At 60.6% G+C, this 18,033-nt stretch carries 19 protein-coding genes; 7 read left to right on the forward strand and 12 right to left on the reverse strand.

What is annotated here, in order from left to right; all coding sequences use genetic code 11:
- From V7Q10_RS03265 to hspQ, 5 genes are all read right to left on the reverse strand, one after another.
- Window positions 1-447, reverse strand: coding sequence for a GAF domain-containing protein (locus V7Q10_RS03265; RefSeq protein WP_333867612.1), 447 nt, complete (start codon window positions 445-447; stop codon window positions 1-3).
- Entirely contained in the window at window positions 448-2,019 is a 1,572-nt protein-coding gene (locus tag V7Q10_RS03270) for a gamma-glutamyltransferase family protein (protein WP_333867613.1), read from the reverse strand.
- Window positions 2,020-2,236: 217 nt separating this feature from the next.
- Window positions 2,237-2,722, reverse strand: coding sequence for an ATP-binding protein (locus V7Q10_RS03275; RefSeq protein ID WP_333867614.1), 486 nt, complete (start codon window positions 2,720-2,722; stop codon window positions 2,237-2,239).
- Entirely contained in the window at window positions 2,712-3,047 is a 336-nt protein-coding gene (locus V7Q10_RS03280) for an STAS domain-containing protein (RefSeq protein ID WP_333867615.1), read from the reverse strand. The genes V7Q10_RS03275 and V7Q10_RS03280 overlap by 11 nt, the downstream gene beginning before the upstream one ends.
- Before the next feature lie 72 nt (window positions 3,048-3,119).
- Complete coding sequence (hspQ, locus tag V7Q10_RS03285) at window positions 3,120-3,446, reverse strand: heat shock protein HspQ (protein WP_333867616.1); 327 nt, start codon at window positions 3,444-3,446, stop codon at window positions 3,120-3,122.
- Window positions 3,447-3,685: 239 nt separating this feature from the next.
- Between hspQ and V7Q10_RS03290 the strand changes: the two genes are divergently transcribed.
- Entirely contained in the window at window positions 3,686-4,267 is a 582-nt protein-coding gene (locus V7Q10_RS03290) for a transglycosylase SLT domain-containing protein (protein ID WP_333867617.1), read from the forward strand.
- A 15-nt stretch (window positions 4,268-4,282) separates the two neighbouring features.
- Here the strand turns inward: V7Q10_RS03290 and V7Q10_RS03295 are convergent, their stop codons facing one another.
- The 4 genes from V7Q10_RS03295 to V7Q10_RS03310 all read right to left on the reverse strand — a co-directional run bounded on the left by V7Q10_RS03295 (window position 4,283) and on the right by V7Q10_RS03310 (window position 10,559).
- Entirely contained in the window at window positions 4,283-4,885 is a 603-nt protein-coding gene (locus V7Q10_RS03295) for a LolA family protein (RefSeq protein WP_333867618.1), read from the reverse strand.
- 85 nt (window positions 4,886-4,970) lie between these two features.
- A complete protein-coding gene (locus V7Q10_RS03300; RefSeq protein WP_333867619.1) occupies window positions 4,971-7,907 on the reverse strand; it encodes a DNA translocase FtsK in 2,937 nt (978 codons plus the stop codon).
- Window positions 7,908-7,918: 11 nt separating this feature from the next.
- Entirely contained in the window at window positions 7,919-9,097 is a 1,179-nt protein-coding gene (locus tag V7Q10_RS03305; RefSeq protein WP_333867620.1) for an aminotransferase class I/II-fold pyridoxal phosphate-dependent enzyme, read from the reverse strand.
- 130 nt (window positions 9,098-9,227) lie between these two features.
- The gene (locus V7Q10_RS03310; protein WP_333867621.1) at window positions 9,228-10,559 is read right to left on the reverse strand and encodes an amidase; all 1,332 of its coding nucleotides are present in this window, start codon (window positions 10,557-10,559) and stop codon (window positions 9,228-9,230) included.
- A gap of 76 nt (window positions 10,560-10,635) precedes the next feature.
- On the opposite strand from V7Q10_RS03310, the gene V7Q10_RS03315 reads away from it, so the two are divergent.
- Window positions 10,636-11,862, forward strand: a complete 1,227-nt coding sequence (locus tag V7Q10_RS03315) for an FAD-dependent monooxygenase (protein ID WP_333867622.1) — start codon at window positions 10,636-10,638, stop codon at window positions 11,860-11,862.
- A 216-nt stretch (window positions 11,863-12,078) separates the two neighbouring features.
- On the opposite strand, the gene V7Q10_RS03320 is transcribed toward V7Q10_RS03315, so the two are convergent.
- From V7Q10_RS03320 to V7Q10_RS03330, 3 genes are read right to left on the reverse strand one after another with little or no spacing between them, the layout of a single operon-like run.
- A complete protein-coding gene (locus V7Q10_RS03320; protein ID WP_333867623.1) occupies window positions 12,079-12,255 on the reverse strand; it encodes a Trm112 family protein in 177 nt (58 codons plus the stop codon).
- The gene (locus V7Q10_RS03325; RefSeq protein WP_333867624.1) at window positions 12,252-12,893 is read right to left on the reverse strand and encodes an LON peptidase substrate-binding domain-containing protein; all 642 of its coding nucleotides are present in this window, start codon (window positions 12,891-12,893) and stop codon (window positions 12,252-12,254) included. The genes V7Q10_RS03320 and V7Q10_RS03325 overlap by 4 nt, the downstream gene beginning before the upstream one ends.
- A gap of 39 nt (window positions 12,894-12,932) precedes the next feature.
- Window positions 12,933-13,844, reverse strand: a complete 912-nt coding sequence (locus V7Q10_RS03330; protein ID WP_333867625.1) for a tetratricopeptide repeat protein — start codon at window positions 13,842-13,844, stop codon at window positions 12,933-12,935.
- A 123-nt stretch (window positions 13,845-13,967) separates the two neighbouring features.
- Between V7Q10_RS03330 and V7Q10_RS03335 the strand changes: the two genes are divergently transcribed.
- The 5 genes from V7Q10_RS03335 (at window position 13,968) to rfbA (ending at window position 18,029) form a co-directional block, all read left to right on the forward strand.
- Window positions 13,968-14,591, forward strand: coding sequence for an SGNH/GDSL hydrolase family protein (locus V7Q10_RS03335; RefSeq protein ID WP_333867626.1), 624 nt, complete (start codon window positions 13,968-13,970; stop codon window positions 14,589-14,591).
- Between the two features lie 105 nt (window positions 14,592-14,696).
- Window positions 14,697-15,257: a dTDP-4-dehydrorhamnose 3,5-epimerase gene (gene rfbC, locus V7Q10_RS03340; protein WP_333867627.1), complete on the forward strand. Its 561-nt coding sequence runs from the start codon at window positions 14,697-14,699 to the stop codon at window positions 15,255-15,257.
- The gene (gene rfbB / locus V7Q10_RS03345; RefSeq protein WP_333867628.1) at window positions 15,254-16,297 is read left to right on the forward strand and encodes a dTDP-glucose 4,6-dehydratase; all 1,044 of its coding nucleotides are present in this window, start codon (window positions 15,254-15,256) and stop codon (window positions 16,295-16,297) included. The genes rfbC and rfbB overlap by 4 nt, the downstream gene beginning before the upstream one ends.
- Window positions 16,294-17,145 (forward strand): dTDP-4-dehydrorhamnose reductase, encoded by an 852-nt coding sequence (gene rfbD, locus V7Q10_RS03350; protein WP_333867629.1) that lies wholly within the window; start codon window positions 16,294-16,296, stop codon window positions 17,143-17,145. The genes rfbB and rfbD overlap by 4 nt, the downstream gene beginning before the upstream one ends.
- Window positions 17,142-18,029 carry a glucose-1-phosphate thymidylyltransferase RfbA gene (gene rfbA, locus V7Q10_RS03355; RefSeq protein WP_333867630.1) on the forward strand — a complete coding sequence of 296 codons (888 nt, stop codon included), beginning with the start codon at window positions 17,142-17,144 and terminating at the stop codon, window positions 18,027-18,029. Before rfbD ends, rfbA begins: the two co-directional genes overlap by 4 nt.
- Window positions 18,030-18,033 lie beyond the last annotated feature (4 nt).

The following is an 18,033-nucleotide window of genomic DNA, read 5'->3' on the forward strand; positions in this document are numbered from 1 at the left end:
TCATTCTGCGTGCCGGAACACGTCGGCCAGCAGCGGCACCAGCCAGTCTTCATCGGCCTTGGAAAAGGCGGCGGGGGTGTCGCTGTCGATGTCAAACACCGCCAACAGCCGCCCCGCGCCGTTGAAAACCGGCAGCACAAGCTCGGATCTTGTCGAAGAGGCGCAGGCGATATGGCCCGGAAAGGCATCGACATCGGGCACGTTCTGCACCGCACCCGTGCGTGCGCAGGCGCCACAAACTCCGCGTGAAAACGGGATGACAAGGCAACCGTGGCCGCCTTGATAGGGGCCGATTTTCAACAGCTCGGGCGCGACGACGCGGTAAAACCCCGTCCAATCGGCCTGCGGCATGGCGTGATGCACCTCGCAGGCCACCGTCGCCATCAGCGCCACGCTGTCGGTTTCGCCTTCGGTCAGCGACCGGATTGCCTTGACGATGTCTTGCATTCAATACCCCAAAGCGCAGCCGTCTTTGCGCGGATCAGAGGCCCCAATAAGCACACCTGTGTCGTCAATCAAGATCGCTTGCGCGCCGCCAATCGGGTCTGGCGCGGATTGCGCCTCGTGGCCCATCGCGACAAGCTCGGCCAGAACCTGCGGCGCATAGCCGGTTTCCACAAGCATGCCCTCGGCGCCTGAAAAGCTGCGCGGCGCGTCGATCGCGGCCTGCGCGTCCAGCCCAAAATCGACCATATTGCTGACAAAGCGCGCGTGGCCATTGGGCTGATAGGCCCCGCCCATCACGCCAAAGGGCATGATAACCTTACCATTTTTGCGCAGCATGCCGGGAATGATCGTATGCATTGGGCGTTTGCCGCCGCCAAGCTCGTTGGGGTGGCCTTCCAGCAGGGTAAAGCCCGCGCCGCGGTTTTGAAAGTTTATGCCAAACTTGCGCGATGCCGTGCCGGCGCCAAAGCCCCAAAAGATCGAATAGATCAGCGAGACCGCCATGCGGTCGCGGTCCACCACGGTGATATAGATGGTGTCTTTATGCACCGCTTCGGTCAGCGGCGCGGCCGAGCCCATCGCGCGTTTCGGGTCGATCAGCGTGGCGAGTTTCGCGGCCGTGTCGGGCGACAACATATGGTCGATCCGCGGCGCGGTTTCGGCCAAAAAGCGGTTGCGGGCGTCATAGGCAAGCTTGGCCGCCTCGGCTTCGATATGGGCGCGCTGGCTGCCGAAGGGGTCCATCGCGGCGATGTCGAAATGCGACAGGATGTTCAGCATCAAAATCGCGGTCGCACCTTGGCCATTTGGCGGATGCTCGACCAGCTCGATGCCCTTATAGGGGCCAGAGATTGGGTCGGTATAGGTGGCAGAGGTTGCGGCGAAATCGGCCAAAGTGTGTTTGCCGCCAAGCGCTTGCAGCGAGCTGACCATATCTTCGGCCACCTCGCCCTCGTAAAACCCGGCGCGGCCTTGGGCGGCGATGCGGCGCAGTACTTCGGCCTGACCGGGGGCGCGAAAGATTTGGCCCGCGCGCGGCACTTGCCCATCCAGCAGATAGAATTTGCGCGCATCGCCGATCAGGTCCTTGGCGTCTTCGGCCCAGTCATAGGCGACACGCGGTGCCACGGGCACACCCTCTTCGGCATAGCGAATCGCGGGGGCAAGGCAGCGGTCCAGCCCCAGTTTGCCCCAATCGTCAGACAGCCGACAAAAGGCATCGACCGCCCCCGGCACGGTGACAGGTTCAACCCCGCGCAGGGGAATCGCATTCAGCCCGCGCGCGCGCATCTCGGCAGCCGAGCTTGCGCTTGGCGCACGGCCCGAGCCGTTCAGCGCCAGAATATTTTCCGTGCCCGCAGGTTTCAGCAGCACAAAGCAATCGCCACCGATGCCGGTCATCTGCGGTTCGCAAATCCCCAGCAGCACGGCGCCGGCGATGGCCGCATCTACGGCATTGCCGCCGGCCTCGAGCGTTTCAATCGCGACCTTAGCGGCCAAAGGATGCGAGGTCGCGCAAATCCCATTGTTGGCATAGACCGCTGATCTGCCCGGAGCTTGAAAGTCACGCATCGAATGTCTCTCCTTTTTACGGTGAGCCTAGGTCTTGTCGATGGCGTTTCCAAGAGAAATGATCCTCGGCGCGCGGGCTTGGTGGGGGCTAGGCCCAAAGCGCCGAGGGAAGCTTTTGTGCAGCTACACTGTCAGCCTGCGCTATTGCGATGACGTTTTTAGGGAAGAAAAATGGCCGAAACATGTCCGTTGTCACAGGCTGGAAACAATGGGTGCTTTAATGGCTGGATGCGTCAATTTCGAGCTGAAATGTCAGCAGATTTTGCTCTGCATCGCGCTGATATTTCAGATCGCTTGCCATTGCGCGAATCAAATACCAGCCAAAACCACCCTCGGGCGCATCTAGGCCATCGGTAAACTGCGGCAGCGCCCCCGTTGGCAGCTTGGCCTCTGGCATTGGCCGCCCCCAATCGCGCAGCATGCAGTGCAGATGTTGGCCAATTTGCGTGATTTCAACCTCAATCTCACCCGGGTCATCGGCATAGGCGTGTTCGACAATGTTGTTGAACACCTCTGCCAAAACAACCTCGACCGTGCCGCGCTGATCTGGGTCAAGCGCGTTGAGCGGAAAGTGGTTCAGCAGATCTTGCAGAGCCTGGCGCACCGCAAATGGCTCTGCCTGAATAAGCCTGCGAAGACTGGGGTTTGGAAGACTGGGGTTTGGGTGCCGCGTCATCGTGGCGATTCTCTGTTCACCCAGCATGCCGCATTCCCGCGGGAAGACTGTCGTGAATGGTAAAAATGGTGTCCATCCGCGTTAAGCGAAACACCTTTTGCACCGTCGGGGTCAGGCCGGAAAGTTCAAGTTTCCGGTCCGGCGCCAAAGCCTTCATCGCGGCAACCACAGCCCCCAAGCCGCTGCTGTCCAGAAAATTGACCCGCGACAGATCCAGCACGACGCGGGCCGTCATGGTTTGGGTGATTTCGCGCATGCGATCCTTGAACTGGATTGCGCCAGCGGCATCAATACGATCATGCAGCGGCGAGATGACCAGCACATCCCCCGACAGTTCGGCCTTTAATTCCATCTAATGCCCCTTTCAAATACGCAGGAGCAGGTTAGCGCCAAAACATTACCGATCGGTAACTGCCGCCCGACGTCAGTTCAGATTAAACTGCAACGGATAGCGCCCATCGACAAAATCGCCAAACAGATCGGGCAGATCGGGGTGGCTGACCGGCTCCCCGGTTTCATCGGGAACAAGGTTTTGTTCCGAGACATAGGCGACGTAATAGCTTTGATCATTTTCAGCCAACAGATGGTAAAATGGCTGATTGCGCGAGGGGCGCGCCTCTTCGGGGATGGCCTGATACCAATCTTCGGTGTTGGAAAACAGCGCGTCTACGTCAAAGACCACACCACGAAAGGGATGTTTGCGATGGCGCAGCACTTGGCCGATATGATATTTTGCGGCAGCTTTCAGCATGCAGATCAGTCCCCCAGGGCCCCTTCTTAGGCTTTTGGCGCAGAACTGTCCATTCTGGCCGCGCCATGAACGGGAAACAGTCTGTCGGGCGTGCGGGCACAGTGACGCAGGCACGCCTCGTTGCAGCTTCGTAAAAAACTGTTCAAAAGCTATGGTTTTCAAGGTAAATGACGAAGGCGACCATTTCCTAACACGCGATTTTACAGTATGTTTCAAAAAAATATAAACGTGAGGGGCTTATGAGCAGACTTCTCCGCGCTTCGGTGCTTTTTCTGGCGCTTGCGTCTTGTGGCGGTGGCAATAATTCGGCGCCGCGCAATTTGGATGACGCTTGCGAGATTTTGCGCCAGCGCCCAACCTATTATCGCGCCCTCAAGGCGACCGAGCGTAAATGGGGCGTGCCCGTGCATGTGCAGATGGCGACGATCTATCAGGAATCGAAATTTATCGGTAATGCCCGCACGCCGCATCGCTATGCTTTGGGGGTGATCCCGATGGGGCGGCAGTCTTCGGCCTATGGCTATAGCCAAGCGCTGGATGGCACTTGGGAGGAATACCAGCGCGACCAGCGCCGCTTTGGCGCGCGCCGTGATCGGATGAGCGATGCGTCCGATTTCATGGGCTGGTACATGGACCAAAGCTCGCAAAAGCTGGGGATTTCAAAGGCCGACGCGCAGTCGCAATATCTGGCCTATCACGAGGGTCGCAAGGGCTTTGCCAATCAGACCTATCGCAACAAGCCTTGGCTGATGGATGTGGCAAACGCGATCGGGCAGCGGTCGCAAACCTATGCCAACCAGCTTGCGATGTGTCGCCGCTAGACAGCGAAGCGCGGGTTAAAGCCCGCGCTTTTGGGCCTCGAAATTGATGCTGAACAGCGAGGCGCCATAGGTGGCGCCTTTATGCATATCCCCAAGAATAACCGTGGTTTGCTGGCCAAGATCATCGCTGATCACCCATTGCCGCAGCGCCACCGGATTGGCTGTGAACACCAGTGTGATGGTGCCATATTCGGGATGATCGGGGTCTTGGACGACGACTTGGGTCGTGGTCTTATCCTCGAGATGCGCGACAACCATCTTTGCGCGCGCAAGATCAATATTGCGCGCCAAGATCAGGTTCAGCGGCGTGCGCGCCAGCGGATATTGTTCGGGCGGCTGATTTGATTTGGCGTCGAAAATCGCGACTTGTCCGCCCGAGGCCAGCACAAGGCTTTTGTCTGGCGGCGCATATTCAAACCGCGCACGGCCTGGGCGCTGCAAGAACAGCTTGCCCGTTGCGACCGAGCCATCTGCATTCACTTGGGTGAACTGCGTGTCGGCGGTCGTCAGGCCGTTTAGATAGGCAGACAGATCCGCCAAAGGAATCTTATCGGCCAGCGCCGCAGGGGCGAGGGCCAAGAAGACAAGGGCGGCAAGGAGGGTGCTGCGAGTGTTCATGCGGCTAATATAGGCGACTGTGCAGACCGCTGCATCCCCCCCGCCGTTCACTTGGCGGAGAGGTGCCGATCTGCTGCAAACGATCCTAGTGTTCGGGCAGCAAGATCTCGCGTTTGCCAACGTGGTTGGCGGTGGTGACGACATGGTTTTCTTCCATCTGCTCGACCAGACGCGCGGCTTTGTTATAGCCGATGCCAAGTTTGCGCTGGATATAAGAGGTCGAGCATTTGCGGTCTTTGGCGACAATCGCCACTGCCTGATCGTAAAGCGCATCGTCCGAGCTGTCGCCCGAGCCAAGCCCAAGCACCATGTCGATATCAGAGGCCGCATCATCTTCTGGGCCTTCGACCACACCAGACATATAGGCAGGTGGGCCATAAGATTTCAGGTGGTTGACGATTTCTTCAACCTCTTCGTCGGAGACAAACGGCCCGTGAATCCGGCTGACCCGACCGCCGCCTGCCATGAACAGCATATCGCCCATGCCCAGCAATTGCTCGGCGCCTTGTTCGCCAAGGATGGTGCGACTGTCGATCTTAGAGGTGACCTGAAACGAAATCCGGGTGGGGAAGTTGGCTTTGATCGTGCCGGTGATCACATCGACCGAAGGCCGCTGCGTTGCCATGATCAGGTGGATGCCCGAGGCCCGCGCCATCTGCGCCAGTCGCTGGATGCAGGCTTCGATCTCTTTGCCGGCAACCATCATCAGATCGGCCATCTCGTCGACGACAACCACGATATAGGGCAGCAGAACCGGCTGAAATTCTTCGGTCTCGAACACGGGCTCGCCGGTGTCCTCGTCAAAACCGGTCTGGATGGTGCGCTTGAACATCTCGGATTTGTCCAAGGCCTCGCGCACGCGGCCATTATAGCCTTCGATATTGCGCACACCCATTTTCGACATCTTGCGATAGCGCTCTTCCATCTCGCCCACGACCCATTTCAGCGCCACAACGGCCTTTTTCGGGTCGGTGACGACGGGTGACAGCAGATGCGGAATGCCGTCATAGACCGACAGTTCCAGCATCTTCGGGTCGATCATGATCAGGCGGCATTCCTCGGGCGACAGCTTGTAAAGCAGCGACAGGATCATGGTGTTGATCGCCACCGATTTGCCCGAGCCGGTGGTGCCTGCGATCAAAAGATGCGGCATTTTCGCAAGGTTTGCGACAATCGGCGTTCCACCAATGTCTTTGCCAAGCGCCAAGGGCAGGCGCATGTTGCTGTCGCCAAAGTCACGCGCGGCGATGATTTCGCGCAAGACCACCTTTTCGCGGGTGGCATTGGGCAATTCAATCCCGATCACCGTGCGACCGGGCACGGTCGAGACGCGGGCCGACAGAGCCGACATTGAACGGGCGATGTCATCGGCAAGGCCAATGACGCGGCTGGCTTTCAGGCCGGGGGCGGGTTCCAGCTCGTACATCGTCACCACGGGGCCGGGGCGCACCGAGACGATCTCGCCCTTGACGCCGTAATCATCCAGCACCGATTCCAACATCCGCGCGTTTTCTTCCAGCGCCTCGTTCGACAGGCTGTGACGCTCGACTGTTGACGGGCTGGTCAGCAAAGCAATCGGTGGCAGCTCGTAGGTCGAGGCGGCATCGTCAAAGCGCAGGCGCGGTTGACTTTCAGACAGCGCGCGCTGCGACGGGGCAGGGGCCTTTTTCGCAGGCATTTGCACCACGGGGCGGCGTTCGGGTTCGACGGCGGCGCGGGGCAGCGGCGCAAAGATCGCGGCTTCGGCGGGGGCAAAGTCGTCCTCGGCGCCCGCGTCATAGCCAAGGTCTGCCACGGCATCGTCATAGCCGTTGAAATCGGTGTCATCGGTTTCGACAAAGGCGTTTTGTGGCGCAGGCACCAGAACCGGCGGCTCGACCCTTGGACGCGGTTTGGTGTCGGCGATCAACGGGATCGGGCCGCGTGGACGCGCCACGGGCGGTTCGCGGCGCGCGATGGCTGCGGCAAGCGGGCTTAGCCCCTTTTCAGGCGTGCGGGTGCGGGCGCGGATGACATCAGAAATCCGCGACTTGATCCGATCTTCCGAAGGCATATCCACCGGATAGTCTGCCTCGGGGAACTGTGCTTCAACCAGCTCTGGCTCTGGGTCCAGATTGCGGCGCAGCAGGGCGGGCATGCGGGCCAGCAGGCCCTGCTTTTCCTTTGGCGGCGCGTAATAGGGCGCTTCGGCCAGCGGGTCAGGATAGCGGGCATCGGCGCGCAGCATCGAGGGGCGGTCAAAGGCCATAGCGGCTTCGTCTTCGGCACGCCGTATGGCTGCACCTTTGCGGTTGGCCTCTGGCTGCCAATCCTCTGCGGCGCTTGCGCGGCGGCGGTCTTGCAAGGCGGCTGCGGCGCGCACGGTGCCTTGCGCGCCTTTGCCTGCGGCTCCCAAGAGGCTGGCATAGGTAAAGATCAGGCTGGTCAGCAAAAACCGTGCTGTTGCGCGGATCTCGGCCAAGTTGAAGCCCATCACAAAAGCCAGCATCGCTACCATTCCGCCGCCTGACAGCAGCGAAATCAGTTTCAGCCCAAAGGCAGAGCCACCGGGGATTAGGCCCAGCAATGCGCCGACAACGGTATCGCCGAACAGCCCGCCCATGCCAAAGGATTGCGTCCAGCTTGCGGCAGGCACCAGCGTTGCGGCATAGACCGAACAGATCGCGATCGAGATCACCGCAAAGACCATGCGGCCAATCGCGCGGTCTGCGCCATTATGCAGCACAAAGCGCGCGCCCCAAGCTGATAAGATCAGCGGAATGGCCCAAGCGCCCTTGCCGCCGATGATCATCAGCGTCGAGGCAACCGCCGCGCCAAAGCGGCCCAGATAATTGGCGGCAGGTTCTTCGGTTGCCACCATCCAGCCCGGATCAGAGGGCGAATAGCTGTACAGCATCGCGACAAACAGCAGGCCAAGACCGATCAGCGCAAGGCCCAAAAGCTCGCGGCCCCGCTTTTCCAGCATGGCTTGGGTGCCTTGATCCAGCAGAGGGTCGCGTTGCCGCGTTTGATAGGATGCCATGTGCTTCGTCCTTAACCGTAGAGGCAGTCGCGCAGCTGGATCAGCCCGCGCTGCATTTCTTCTTTTGGAGCCACCAAAGCGACCCTGAGATAGGCTTTACCGGGGTTTTCCCCGTTCGCGTCGCGCGAAAGGTAAGCACCGGGTAGAACCCGCACCCCAGTTTCACGCCAAAGCTTCAGCGCGGCCTCTTCGCCGTCTGTGACCGGAAGCCACAAAAAGAACCCGCCCTCGGGGCATTCAAACCCCTGCAAGCCGCTAAAGATCGCATCGGCTGCGGCGAATTTATCCTGATAAAGCGCCAAGGATGCCGCAACATGCGCGTCATCGCGCCAGCAGGCCTCTGACACCTTTTGCACCGGCAGCGGCAGCGGTGCGCCGGCAAACGACCGCAGCTTGCGCATCTCGGCAATGCCCTTGCGCCCACCGGCGACAAAGCCAGAGCGCAGACCCGGCAGGTTCGAGCGTTTTGACAGCGAATGAAAGGAAAACACCCGCTCGGGGTTAGCCCCAACCGCTTGCGCCACATCCAGCACGCCAACCGGCGGCGCGCTGCGCCAAATCTCGGAATAGCATTCGTCGGCAAAGATCACGAAATCATGCTTTTCTGCCAAGGCCAAAAGCTGGGTCCAATAGGCGCGGCTGGCCACTGCCCCCTGTGGATTGGCGGGCGAGCAGATATAGGCAACCGTCACCCGATCCAGCACATCGGCGGGCAGGGCGGCGTAATCGGGCAAAAAGCCGGTGGCGGCAGTGGCGGGCACATAGCAAGGCTCTGCCCCAACCGTCAGCGCTGCCACGGCATAGACCTGATAAAACGGGTTTGGCATCAGCACGACGGGCTTTTTGCCGTTCTTGCTTTCGGGCGACAGCGCGATGCAGGCGTTGTAAAGCCCTTCGCGCGTGCCGTTCAGCACCATCAGCTGATCGCTGCCAAGCTCTGCGCCAAAGCGCCGCTTGATCCAGCCTGCGATGGCGTCAAGCAGCTCTGGCGTGCCGTCATTGGCGGGATAAACCGCAAAGCCGTCGATATTGGCGGCCAAAATCGGCGCGACAAAATCGGGCATGGGGTGCCGAGGCTCCCCTATTGTCATCGAAATGGTTTCCCCGCCGGGCGCATGCGCGTCCAACAGCTTCCGCAACCGCGGAAACGCATAATCCGGCAGGTTCGAAAACCGCTCTGGAAACGCCATTACTGCCTCATCTCGGGATCATTGCGCCCCGTTTTGTTTGACGATAGCCAGATCGCCCGCCCGCGTCCAGAAAAACCCATGCGGATGTGGGGCTTGCGACCGCCGATTGTGTCTTTTTGGTCCCTTAGCCCTAGCTCAAGGCCCGCTCGGCCGCAAAGCCCAGCCGCAACAGCCGCTCTTCGGTCATCGGAGCCGCCATAAAAGAGATGCCGCACGACGGTTCAGCGGTGGGCAAAGTCAGCACGCAAAGGCCAAACAAATTGCCGATACGGGTGTTGCGCAGCGCCAGCATGTTTTCGGCGGTAAAAAACGCAGGGTCCGCCAAAAGCCGCGCCGCATTGGGCGGCAGAATGGCCGAGGTTGGCAAAAGCACCGCGTCATAGGCGGCGGTTTTCTGCGCCCAAATCTGGCGCAAAACTTCAAGCCTGCGCCAGCCTGCGATATAATCGGTGGCCTTGACCGACGCGCCACCGCGAAAGCGTTCGCGCACGGGGGCATACATCTTTTCGGGATCAGCCTCGATTGTCGGGCCCCAGATTGCATAGGCTTCGGCGGTGAACAGCGCGCCTGCAAGCGCCATGGCCTCGGTCACTTCGGGGATATGGCCATGTTCGATCCGCGCGCCGGCGCGGGACAGGCGGGCCAGCGCGTCGTCAAAGCCCTTGGCGGGCGCGGGGCGCAGATCGTCCAGCGCCACGGTTTGCAGCACCAAGAACCGCGCCGACCCCATGGTTGCAGCCGTCAGATCCGCCGGTTTGCGACCTTCGAGTGCGGCCAGCAACAGGCTGCAATCTTGCACCGAACGCGCCAGCGGGCCTACGGTGTCAAACCTTTCACACAAGGGCACAACCCCGCGCAAAGACACCCGCCCCGAGGTGGTTTTCAACCCGACAAGATCGTTCCAAGCCGAAGGCAAGCGCACCGATCCGCCGGTGTCTGACCCAATCGCCGCTGGTGCAAGCCCAAAGGCAACCGAGGCCGCAGCCCCCGAAGAAGACCCCCCCGGCACGGCAGCATCGTCATTGACACAAGGCGGGGTGGCGGTGACAGGGTTCAGGCCCAGACCGGAAAACGCCAGTTCGGTCATATGGGTTTTGCCCAGACAGACCAGACCTTCGCGGGTGGCGGTCTGCAACACCTCGGCATCGGCAGAGGGCGTGCGACCGCGCAGCAGGGCAGAGCCTGCCTCGGTCGCGACATCGGCGCTGTCAAACAGGTCTTTCCAGCTGATCGGAACGCCGTCCAGCACGCCGCGACGCTGGCCAGATTTGGCGCGACCCGCCGCCGCCATCGCCTCGCCGCGCGCACGCGCGATTGTGGTGCGGGCAAAGATGCGATCGGCCGCAGTATGGCTTGCAATTTTATCAATAAAAAACTCGGCCAGATCGACCGGATTGATCCGGCCTTTGCCGATTTCGCTGCCCAGATCAGCAGCGGTCATATTGGCCCAGGTTTTGCTCATCTTATCCCTCGCTTTCACAAACACTAGCGGCAAGCGGGCGCATGGACAATCGGCTGATTTGCCCCATATTGGAGCCATGGAAAAAGATGCAGATATCATCATCGTGGGCGGCGGGCTGAATGGCCCCGCCTTGGCTTTGGCAGTGGCGCAGGCGGGTTTGCGGGTGGTCGTGGTCGATGCGCGCCAGCCCGATGCGCGGGCCGAAACGGGCTTTGATGGCCGCGCTTATGCGCTGTCGATTGCTTCGAAACGGCTGCTGGGCGCGATTGGGGTCTGGGGCGATCTGGCCGATAAAGTGCAGCCGATCTTGCAGATCAAGGCCAGCGATGGCGTTGCAGGTCAGCGACCCGCGCCGTTTTTCCTGACCTTTGATCATGCCGAGATTGAAGAAGGCCCGATGGGGTTTATGGCCGAAGACCGCCACCTTTATGCGGCGTTTTTGGCCGCGATGCGGGCGGCGGATGTGACGCTGATCTCGGGCGAAAGCGTGGTTGCGCAAGAGGCGGGCGCGGCGGGGGTTTCGGTGACGCTTGCCTCTGGTCGGGTGCTGCGTGCCGCGCTTTTGCTGGGCTGTGACGGGCGTGGCTCGGGCGTGGCAAGCCGTGCGGGCATTGCGCGCACTGGTTGGGGTTATGGGCAAACCGCGCTGGTGACGGCGGTGGCGCATCAGGGCCACCACGGCGGCGTGGCGCAGCAATACTTCATGCCCTCGGGGCCTTTGGCGATTTTGCCGCTGGCGGGGGGGCATCATTCCTCGATCGTCTGGAGCGAAGAGGCCGCGGCGGCGGCAGCCATCCAAGCCCTGCCTGACGCCGCCTATCTAGAGGCGTTGCAGTTGCGCTTTGGCGATTTTCTGGGGCCGATTGCGCTTGCGGGGGATCGGTTCACCTATCCGCTCAGCCTTTCATTGGCCAATAGTTTTACCGCCAAGCGGGTGGCTTTGGTTGGCGATGCGGCGCATGGCGTGCATCCGATTGCGGGGCAGGGCTTGAACCTTGGTTTGCGTGATGTCGGGGCCTTGGCCGAGGTGCTGATCCTTGCGCAGCGGCGCGGCGAAGATATTGGCGCGGCGGATGTGCTAGAGCGCTATCAGCGCTGGCGGCGGTTTGACAGCACCGCGCTGGCCTTGGGGATGGACGGGGTGAACCGTTTGTTTTCCAACGATAACCCGATCTTGCGGGCGGGCCGCGATCTGGGCTTGGGGCTGGTCGGGGCGGTGCCCAGCCTGCGGCGCGGGTTTATGCGGCAGGCAGCCGGGCTGACGGGCGAGGTGCCACGGCTGTTGCAGGGCAAAGCGATTTAACCGCGCTAGGGCTGAGGGGTTTGACGACCTGCCCGGAACAAAGGGCGAAGCCCGCCGGGCCGCGCCCGACCTCCCCACGGGAGGGCGCGGTGCAACCCGTGCCAGCAGAATTTCGGGGGAAGATTTTGCGGCATAAAGTGCCTAAACCGCTGCTTCGGCGCGTCCTCCCGAGGTCGGGCGCGACCCTCTGTTCGGTATTATTTGGGCTCTCGTCCTCTAATCTAGTGCCCGCGCCTCTGACACCAGCATAATCGGGATGCCGTCGCGGATCGGAAAGGCAAGCTTGGCAGGTTTCGAGATCAGCTCGGATTTCTCGGCGTCATAACTTAGCACCGCTTGGGTGACGGGACAGATCAGCGCCTCGAGCATGCGGCGGTCAAAGGGTTGGCTCATTGCAGCACCTCGTCATTGCCGCCCGACCGCAGCGCAAATTCCATCAGGGTGACCAGCGTCTCGCGGCGGGTGGTCAGCGAGGGCGCCTCGAGCAGGGCTTGCTTGTCTTCCGAAGCCAGTGGCAGCAACATCGACAGCGAATTGATCAGCAGCTCGGTATCCGCCGCTTTGATGCCAGACCAATCCGACCCCAGATCCCGCGTCGCGAAATAGCGTTTCAGCAGCGCAAGGAAGGCGGGGCGGTCAAAGCCTGCATCCTCTTCTTCGGCGCCCAGATCGCGGCTGAACGGCGGCCAATCGACTGTGGCGCGGCGGTAGGGGGTGAACCCTTCCAGCTCGGCCCGCAAACGAAAGCGCGAGATGCCCGAGAGTGTGACCATATAACGCCCGTCCTCGGTTTCAGAAAACGAGGTGATCCGGCCCGCACAGCCAATTGCGGCCAGACGCTGTTCGCCATTCGGCGTCTCGCGCGGTTGGATCATGCCGATCAACCGCGACGGCGTTTTCAGACAGTCTTCCAGCATCGCCAGATAGCGAGGCTCGAAAATATGCAGCGGCAAGCGGGCACGCGGTAAAAGCAGCGCGCCGGTCAGGGGAAAGATCGCAATGGTGTCGGGCAGGTCGATATGTTTCATCATGCCCTTTAAGTTAGATCGGTTTTGCGGTTTTGCGAGGGGTCAAACAAAGATCATCGACGACAGTTTACGCCGCCCTGCCAGCACCAGCGGATCGGTGGGTTTCAGCGCCTCAAAGATGGTGAACAGCTGTTTGCGGGCGGCGTTGTCGTTCCACTCGCGGTCAAGCTTGAACAGATCCAGCAGCGTCGAGATCGCCTCTTCGGTCTGATCGGTGGCCAAAAGGGCGGCGGCAAGATCAAACAGGGTTTGGCGGTTGGCAGGATCAGCGGCCAGTGCTGCGCGCAGATCATCGACCGGACCGGCCGAGGCCGCTTGACGCGCAAGTGCGAGCTGTGCGCGCGTTGCCTCGACCTCTTTGGCGGTTGCAAGCCCGTCTGGCGCGGTGGTGATCAAAGTTTCGGCCAGATCAAGCCGATCTGCTGCCAGATGCGACCGGATCATGCCAGCATAGGCCAAGGCATTGCCGGGCTCTTCCTCTAGAACGGCGGTGAAGGTTTCCAGCGCGTCGTCAAACGCGCCCTCGGCCAACATTGACTCTGCGGCCTCGATCGCATCGGCAAGACCGTTGTCAGGCGCTGGGCCAAGCGCTGCAAGTTTTTCGACAAAGCGTTTGATGTCGGAAGGCGCGATATTGCCTTGAAAGCCATCGACCGGCTGGCCTTTGTGAAAGGCGTAAACGGTTGGAATCGATTGAATGCGCAACTGGCCCGCAAGCGCCTGATTCTCATCGACGTTGATCTTGACCATTTTCACCGCCCCTTTGGCGGCGGTAACGGCGGCCTCAAGCGCTGGCCCAAGGGTTTTGCAGGGGCCACACCAAGGCGCCCAGAAATCCACGATCACCGGCGTGGTGTCCGAGGGTGCAATGACATCCTCCATAAAGGTGATCTCGGACCCGTCTTTGATCAGATCCGTGGCGGCGGCGGGTTTCGGTGCAGTCATGCCGAGCATAATGGCCTCATCTTTTAGGCAAAGGGTTGCTGTATATATGGGCAAGCGGCGGCCAAAGGGGAAGGGGGCTTGCAGGCAATTCCGAAGCGGATAGGCTGAGCCTGCAATATTGGAGGGGCTGCGATGGCTGTTGTGATGTGTTTTGGCGATAGCAATACCCACGGCACGCCGCCGATTACCGAGCTGGGGCGCTATGAGCGGTTTGGCGGTGGTCAGCGCTGGCCCAGCCTGTTGACCGGGCACGAGGTGATCGAAGAGGGCCTGCCCGGTCGTACGGCGATGTATGACGATCCGGTGATGGGCGCGCATATGAACGGGCAGGCTGGGCTGAAAATCGCACTGGAAAGCCACGGTCCGATTGATGTTTTGGTGCTTATGCTGGGCACCAATGACGTCAAGGCGCGCTTTACCTCGACACCCGAGCAGGTGGTCGGCGGCATTGCCAGCCTGCTTGACATCGCCCAGCATCGCCTGATGCAAGAGCGGCACGGCGGCTTTCAGACCTTGCTGATCTGCCCGCCGCCTGTGGTCGAAGTGGGCCCAATCCGGCATGAATTTTGGGGCGGCGCGGCGCGCTCTGTTGCGCTGCCCCCGTTGTATCAGGCTTTGGCCAAAGCGCGCGGCATTGGCTTTTTGGATGCGGCGGCTGTGATTGCGGTCAGCCCTATCGACGGGGTGCATTTTGGCATTGAAGAGCATGCAAAGCTGGCAACTGCGGTGCAAGAAAAGCTGGCGGGGTTGGTCTAGGCAGACCTAGCTTTTCATCTTTCAGAAGGCTTTCCGCGGCTATTGCTTGGCGGCAAAGACTTTGCCTGCTAGGAAACGCGGATATTTTATCTAAAAGGCTGAGAGATGCAGATTGAACAAACAGCGCTCGAGGGTGTGCTGATTTTGACGCCAAAGCGATTTGGCGATGATCGCGGCTGGTTTAGTGAAACATGGAATGCAGAGACGATGGCGCAGGCGGGGCTGGGTCTTGGATTTGTGCAGGACAATCATTCGATGTCGGCTGCAGTCGGTACTCTGCGCGGGCTGCATTATCAGGCTCCGCCACGGGCACAAGATAAGCTGGTGCGCTGTACGGCGGGGGTGATTTTTGATGTCGCTGTTGATTTTCGGCGCGGCTCTCTGACCTTCGGGAAGTGGGTTGGGGTCGAGCTTTCGGCGCAAAACGGGCGGCAGATGTTTGTTCCCAAAGGCTTTTTGCACGGCTTTGTTACCCGCGCTGCCAATACCGAAGTGCAGTATAAATGCACCGACCTTTATGCCCCCGATTGTGACGGGGCGGTGCGTTGGGACGACCCTGCGATTGGCATTGACTGGGGCGTTACATCGCCCTTGCTGTCGGCCAAGGATGCTGCGGCACCTTTGCTGTGCGATGTATCCTCGCCTTTTGAATGGAGTGTTGCGTGAAGATTTTGGTAACAGGGGGCGCGGGCTTTATTGGCTCGGCCGTGGTGCGGCTTGCGGTCTCGCGCGGGCATGAGGTGGTTAATCTGGACGCGCTGACCTATGCGGCCTGTCTTGAAAACGTGGCCGAAGCGGCGCAGTCCAATCTTTACAGCTTTGAGCAGGCCGATATTCGTGACCGCGCCCGGCTGGATGAGGTGTTTGCCACCCACCGTCCCGATGTCGTGATGCATCTTGCCGCCGAAAGCCATGTTGATCGCAGCATCGACGGGCCGGGTGAGTTTATTCTGACCAATATCAACGGCACCTATAGCATGCTCGAGGCCGCGCGCGCCTATTGGGAGACTGCCGGCCGGCCAGCAGATTTCCGCTTTCACCACATCAGCACCGATGAGGTGTTCGGCTCGCTTGGCGCAGAGGGTCAGTTTACCGAGACCACGGCCTATGATCCGCGCAGCCCCTATTCGGCAAGCAAGGCGGCAAGTGACCATCTGGTGCGGGCTTGGCATGAAACCTATGGCCTGCCGGTGGTTCTGACCAATTGTTCAAACAACTACGGCCCCTATCACTTCCCCGAAAAGCTGATCCCCGTGGTGATTTTGAACGCTTTGGCGGGCAAGCCACTGCCGATCTATGGTGACGGATCGAACGTGCGCGATTGGCTTTATGTCGAAGATCACGCCGACGCTTTGCTGTTGGTGGTGGAAAAGGGCGCGCTTGGCCGCAGCTATAACATCGGTGGCGAGAACGAGCGCAGCAACCTGCAACTGGTACAGACCTTGTGCCAGATTTTGGATGCAAAACGGCCCAAGCCTGTGGGATCTTATGCCGATCAGATCACCTTTGTCACCGACCGCCCCGGCCATGATGCCCGCTATGCCATTGATCCTACCCGCATTCGTGAAGAATTGGGCTGGCGGCCTTCGGTAACGGTCGAGCAGGGGCTAGAGAAAACCGTGCAATGGTATCTTGATAACGAGGCCTGGTGGCGGCCCTTGCAGGCGCGGCAGGGCGTCGGGCAACGGCTGGGTGTCAAGGCATGAGGGTTCTGGTTTTTGGCCAAACCGGGCAAGTTGCGCGCGAATTGGCGCGGCGGCTGCCAGCGGGGGTTGTGGCCGAATTTCTGAGCCGCGATCAGGCGGATTTATCTGACCCGCAGGCCTGCGCTGCCGCGATTGCCGCGCGCGATATGGATGTTGTGATCAATGCCGCGGCCTGGACGGCGGTTGATCGTGCCGAGGCGGAAGAACCGGCGGCTTTGCTGGTGAATGGTGCCGCCCCCACCGCGATGGCGCAGGCCTGTGCGGCCAAGGGCGTCGCCTTTGTGCATATCTCGACCGATTACGTTTTTGATGGCGCGGGCGATCAGCCCTTTGCGGCAGATCATCCGGTCGCACCCTTGGGGGCTTATGGCCGCACCAAGCTTGCGGGCGAGGCGGGTGTGCAGGCGGCGGGCGGGCGCTTTGCGATCCTGCGCACCTCTTGGGTGGTTTCGGCGCATGGCGCGAATTTCGTCAAGACCATGCTGCGGCTGGGGGCCGAGCGTGATCAGCTGAACGTGGTCGCCGATCAGATTGGCGGGCCGACGCCAGCGGCAGATATTGCCGATGCGCTTTACCAGATTGCGGCAGGGCTGCTGGCGGGTCAGCCGGGCGGGATCTTGCAGTTTTCGGGCGCGCCGGATGTGTCTTGGGCCGATTTCGCGCGCGAGATCATGGCGCAGGCGGGGCTTGGCTGCGCTGTGGCGGATATTGCGTCCAGCGCCTATCCAACACCTGCCAAACGGCCGCTGAATTCACGGATGGATTGCAGCGGATTGGCTGCTTTTGGCATAACGCGGCCCGATTGGCGTGTGGGATTAACAAGTATTATTAAGGAGTTGCAGTCATGAACCGCAAGGGCATTATTCTGGCGGGTGGATCGGGCACGCGGCTTTGGCCGATCACCATGGGCGTGTCAAAGCAGCTGTTGCCGATCTATGACAAGCCGATGATATACTATCCGCTGTCGGTTCTGATGCTGGGCGGCATCCGCGAGATTGCCATCATCACCACCCCCGAGGATCAATCGCAGTTCCAGCGCTTGCTTGGCGATGGCAGTGCTTGGGGCATCAGCCTGACCTACATCGTGCAGCCCTCGCCGGATGGTTTGGCGCAGGCCTATCTGTTGGCGCGCGATTTTCTGGCAGGCGCGCCAAGCGTTCTGGTCTTGGGCGACAACATCTTTTTTGGCCATGGCCTGCCCGAGATTTTGGCAAATGCCGATGCAAAACCTGTCGGTGGCACGGTATTCGGGTATCGGGTGTCGGACCCAGAGCGCTATGGCGTGGTGGATTTTGACGCCGCCGGCAATGTGCGCGCGATCATCGAAAAGCCCGAGGTGCCACCGTCGAACTATGCGGTGACGGGGCTTTATTATCTGGATGGCCGCGCGCCGGATCTGGCAGAGCAGGTCAAACCCTCGCCGCGTGGCGAGTTGGAAATCGCCGATCTGCTAGAGATTTACCGTGCCGAGGGCAGTTTGACGGTCGAAAAGATGGGCCGCGGCTTTGCTTGGCTGGATACTGGCACCCATGGCAGCCTGCTTGATGCCGGCAATTTCGTGCGCACCCTGACGCTGCGCCAAGGCATGCAAGTCGGTTGCCCGGATGAGATCAGCTATCGCGCGGGGTGGATCGACAAAGCCGCCCTTGCGGTGCGGGCGGCTTTGTTCAAGAAAAACGACTATGGCCGCTATTTGCAAAGCATTGTCACAGAAGACAGCCGAACTGCCTGAATGT

The sequence above is a fragment of the Cypionkella sp. genome, assembly GCF_036782355.1.
Taxonomy (GTDB): domain Bacteria; phylum Pseudomonadota; class Alphaproteobacteria; order Rhodobacterales; family Rhodobacteraceae; genus Cypionkella.

What these genes read in the sequence shown, in the direction of transcription:
- V7Q10_RS03265 (WP_333867612.1), bottom strand. Translation starts at nt 447, where the DNA reads ATGCAAGACATCGTCAAGGCAATCCGGTCGCTGACCGAAGGCGAAACC.
- V7Q10_RS03270 (WP_333867613.1), bottom strand. Translation starts at nt 2,019, where the DNA reads ATGCGTGACTTTCAAGCTCCGGGCAGATCAGCGGTCTATGCCAACAAT.
- V7Q10_RS03275 (WP_333867614.1), bottom strand. Translation starts at nt 2,722, where the DNA reads ATGCTGGGTGAACAGAGAATCGCCACGATGACGCGGCACCCAAACCCC.
- V7Q10_RS03280 (WP_333867615.1), bottom strand. Translation starts at nt 3,047, where the DNA reads ATGGAATTAAAGGCCGAACTGTCGGGGGATGTGCTGGTCATCTCGCCG.
- hspQ (WP_333867616.1), bottom strand. Translation starts at nt 3,446, where the DNA reads ATGCTGAAAGCTGCCGCAAAATATCATATCGGCCAAGTGCTGCGCCAT.
- V7Q10_RS03290 (WP_333867617.1), top strand. Translation starts at nt 3,686, where the DNA reads ATGAGCAGACTTCTCCGCGCTTCGGTGCTTTTTCTGGCGCTTGCGTCT.
- V7Q10_RS03295 (WP_333867618.1), bottom strand. Translation starts at nt 4,885, where the DNA reads ATGAACACTCGCAGCACCCTCCTTGCCGCCCTTGTCTTCTTGGCCCTC.
- V7Q10_RS03300 (WP_333867619.1), bottom strand. Translation starts at nt 7,907, where the DNA reads ATGGCATCCTATCAAACGCGGCAACGCGACCCTCTGCTGGATCAAGGC.
- V7Q10_RS03305 (WP_333867620.1), bottom strand. Translation starts at nt 9,097, where the DNA reads ATGGCGTTTCCAGAGCGGTTTTCGAACCTGCCGGATTATGCGTTTCCG.
- V7Q10_RS03310 (WP_333867621.1), bottom strand. Translation starts at nt 10,559, where the DNA reads ATGAGCAAAACCTGGGCCAATATGACCGCTGCTGATCTGGGCAGCGAA.
- V7Q10_RS03315 (WP_333867622.1), top strand. Translation starts at nt 10,636, where the DNA reads ATGGAAAAAGATGCAGATATCATCATCGTGGGCGGCGGGCTGAATGGC.
- V7Q10_RS03320 (WP_333867623.1), bottom strand. Translation starts at nt 12,255, where the DNA reads ATGAGCCAACCCTTTGACCGCCGCATGCTCGAGGCGCTGATCTGTCCC.
- V7Q10_RS03325 (WP_333867624.1), bottom strand. Translation starts at nt 12,893, where the DNA reads ATGATGAAACATATCGACCTGCCCGACACCATTGCGATCTTTCCCCTG.
- V7Q10_RS03330 (WP_333867625.1), bottom strand. Translation starts at nt 13,844, where the DNA reads ATGCTCGGCATGACTGCACCGAAACCCGCCGCCGCCACGGATCTGATC.
- V7Q10_RS03335 (WP_333867626.1), top strand. Translation starts at nt 13,968, where the DNA reads ATGGCTGTTGTGATGTGTTTTGGCGATAGCAATACCCACGGCACGCCG.
- rfbC (WP_333867627.1), top strand. Translation starts at nt 14,697, where the DNA reads ATGCAGATTGAACAAACAGCGCTCGAGGGTGTGCTGATTTTGACGCCA.
- rfbD (WP_333867629.1), top strand. Translation starts at nt 16,294, where the DNA reads ATGAGGGTTCTGGTTTTTGGCCAAACCGGGCAAGTTGCGCGCGAATTG.
- rfbA (WP_333867630.1), top strand. Translation starts at nt 17,142, where the DNA reads ATGAACCGCAAGGGCATTATTCTGGCGGGTGGATCGGGCACGCGGCTT.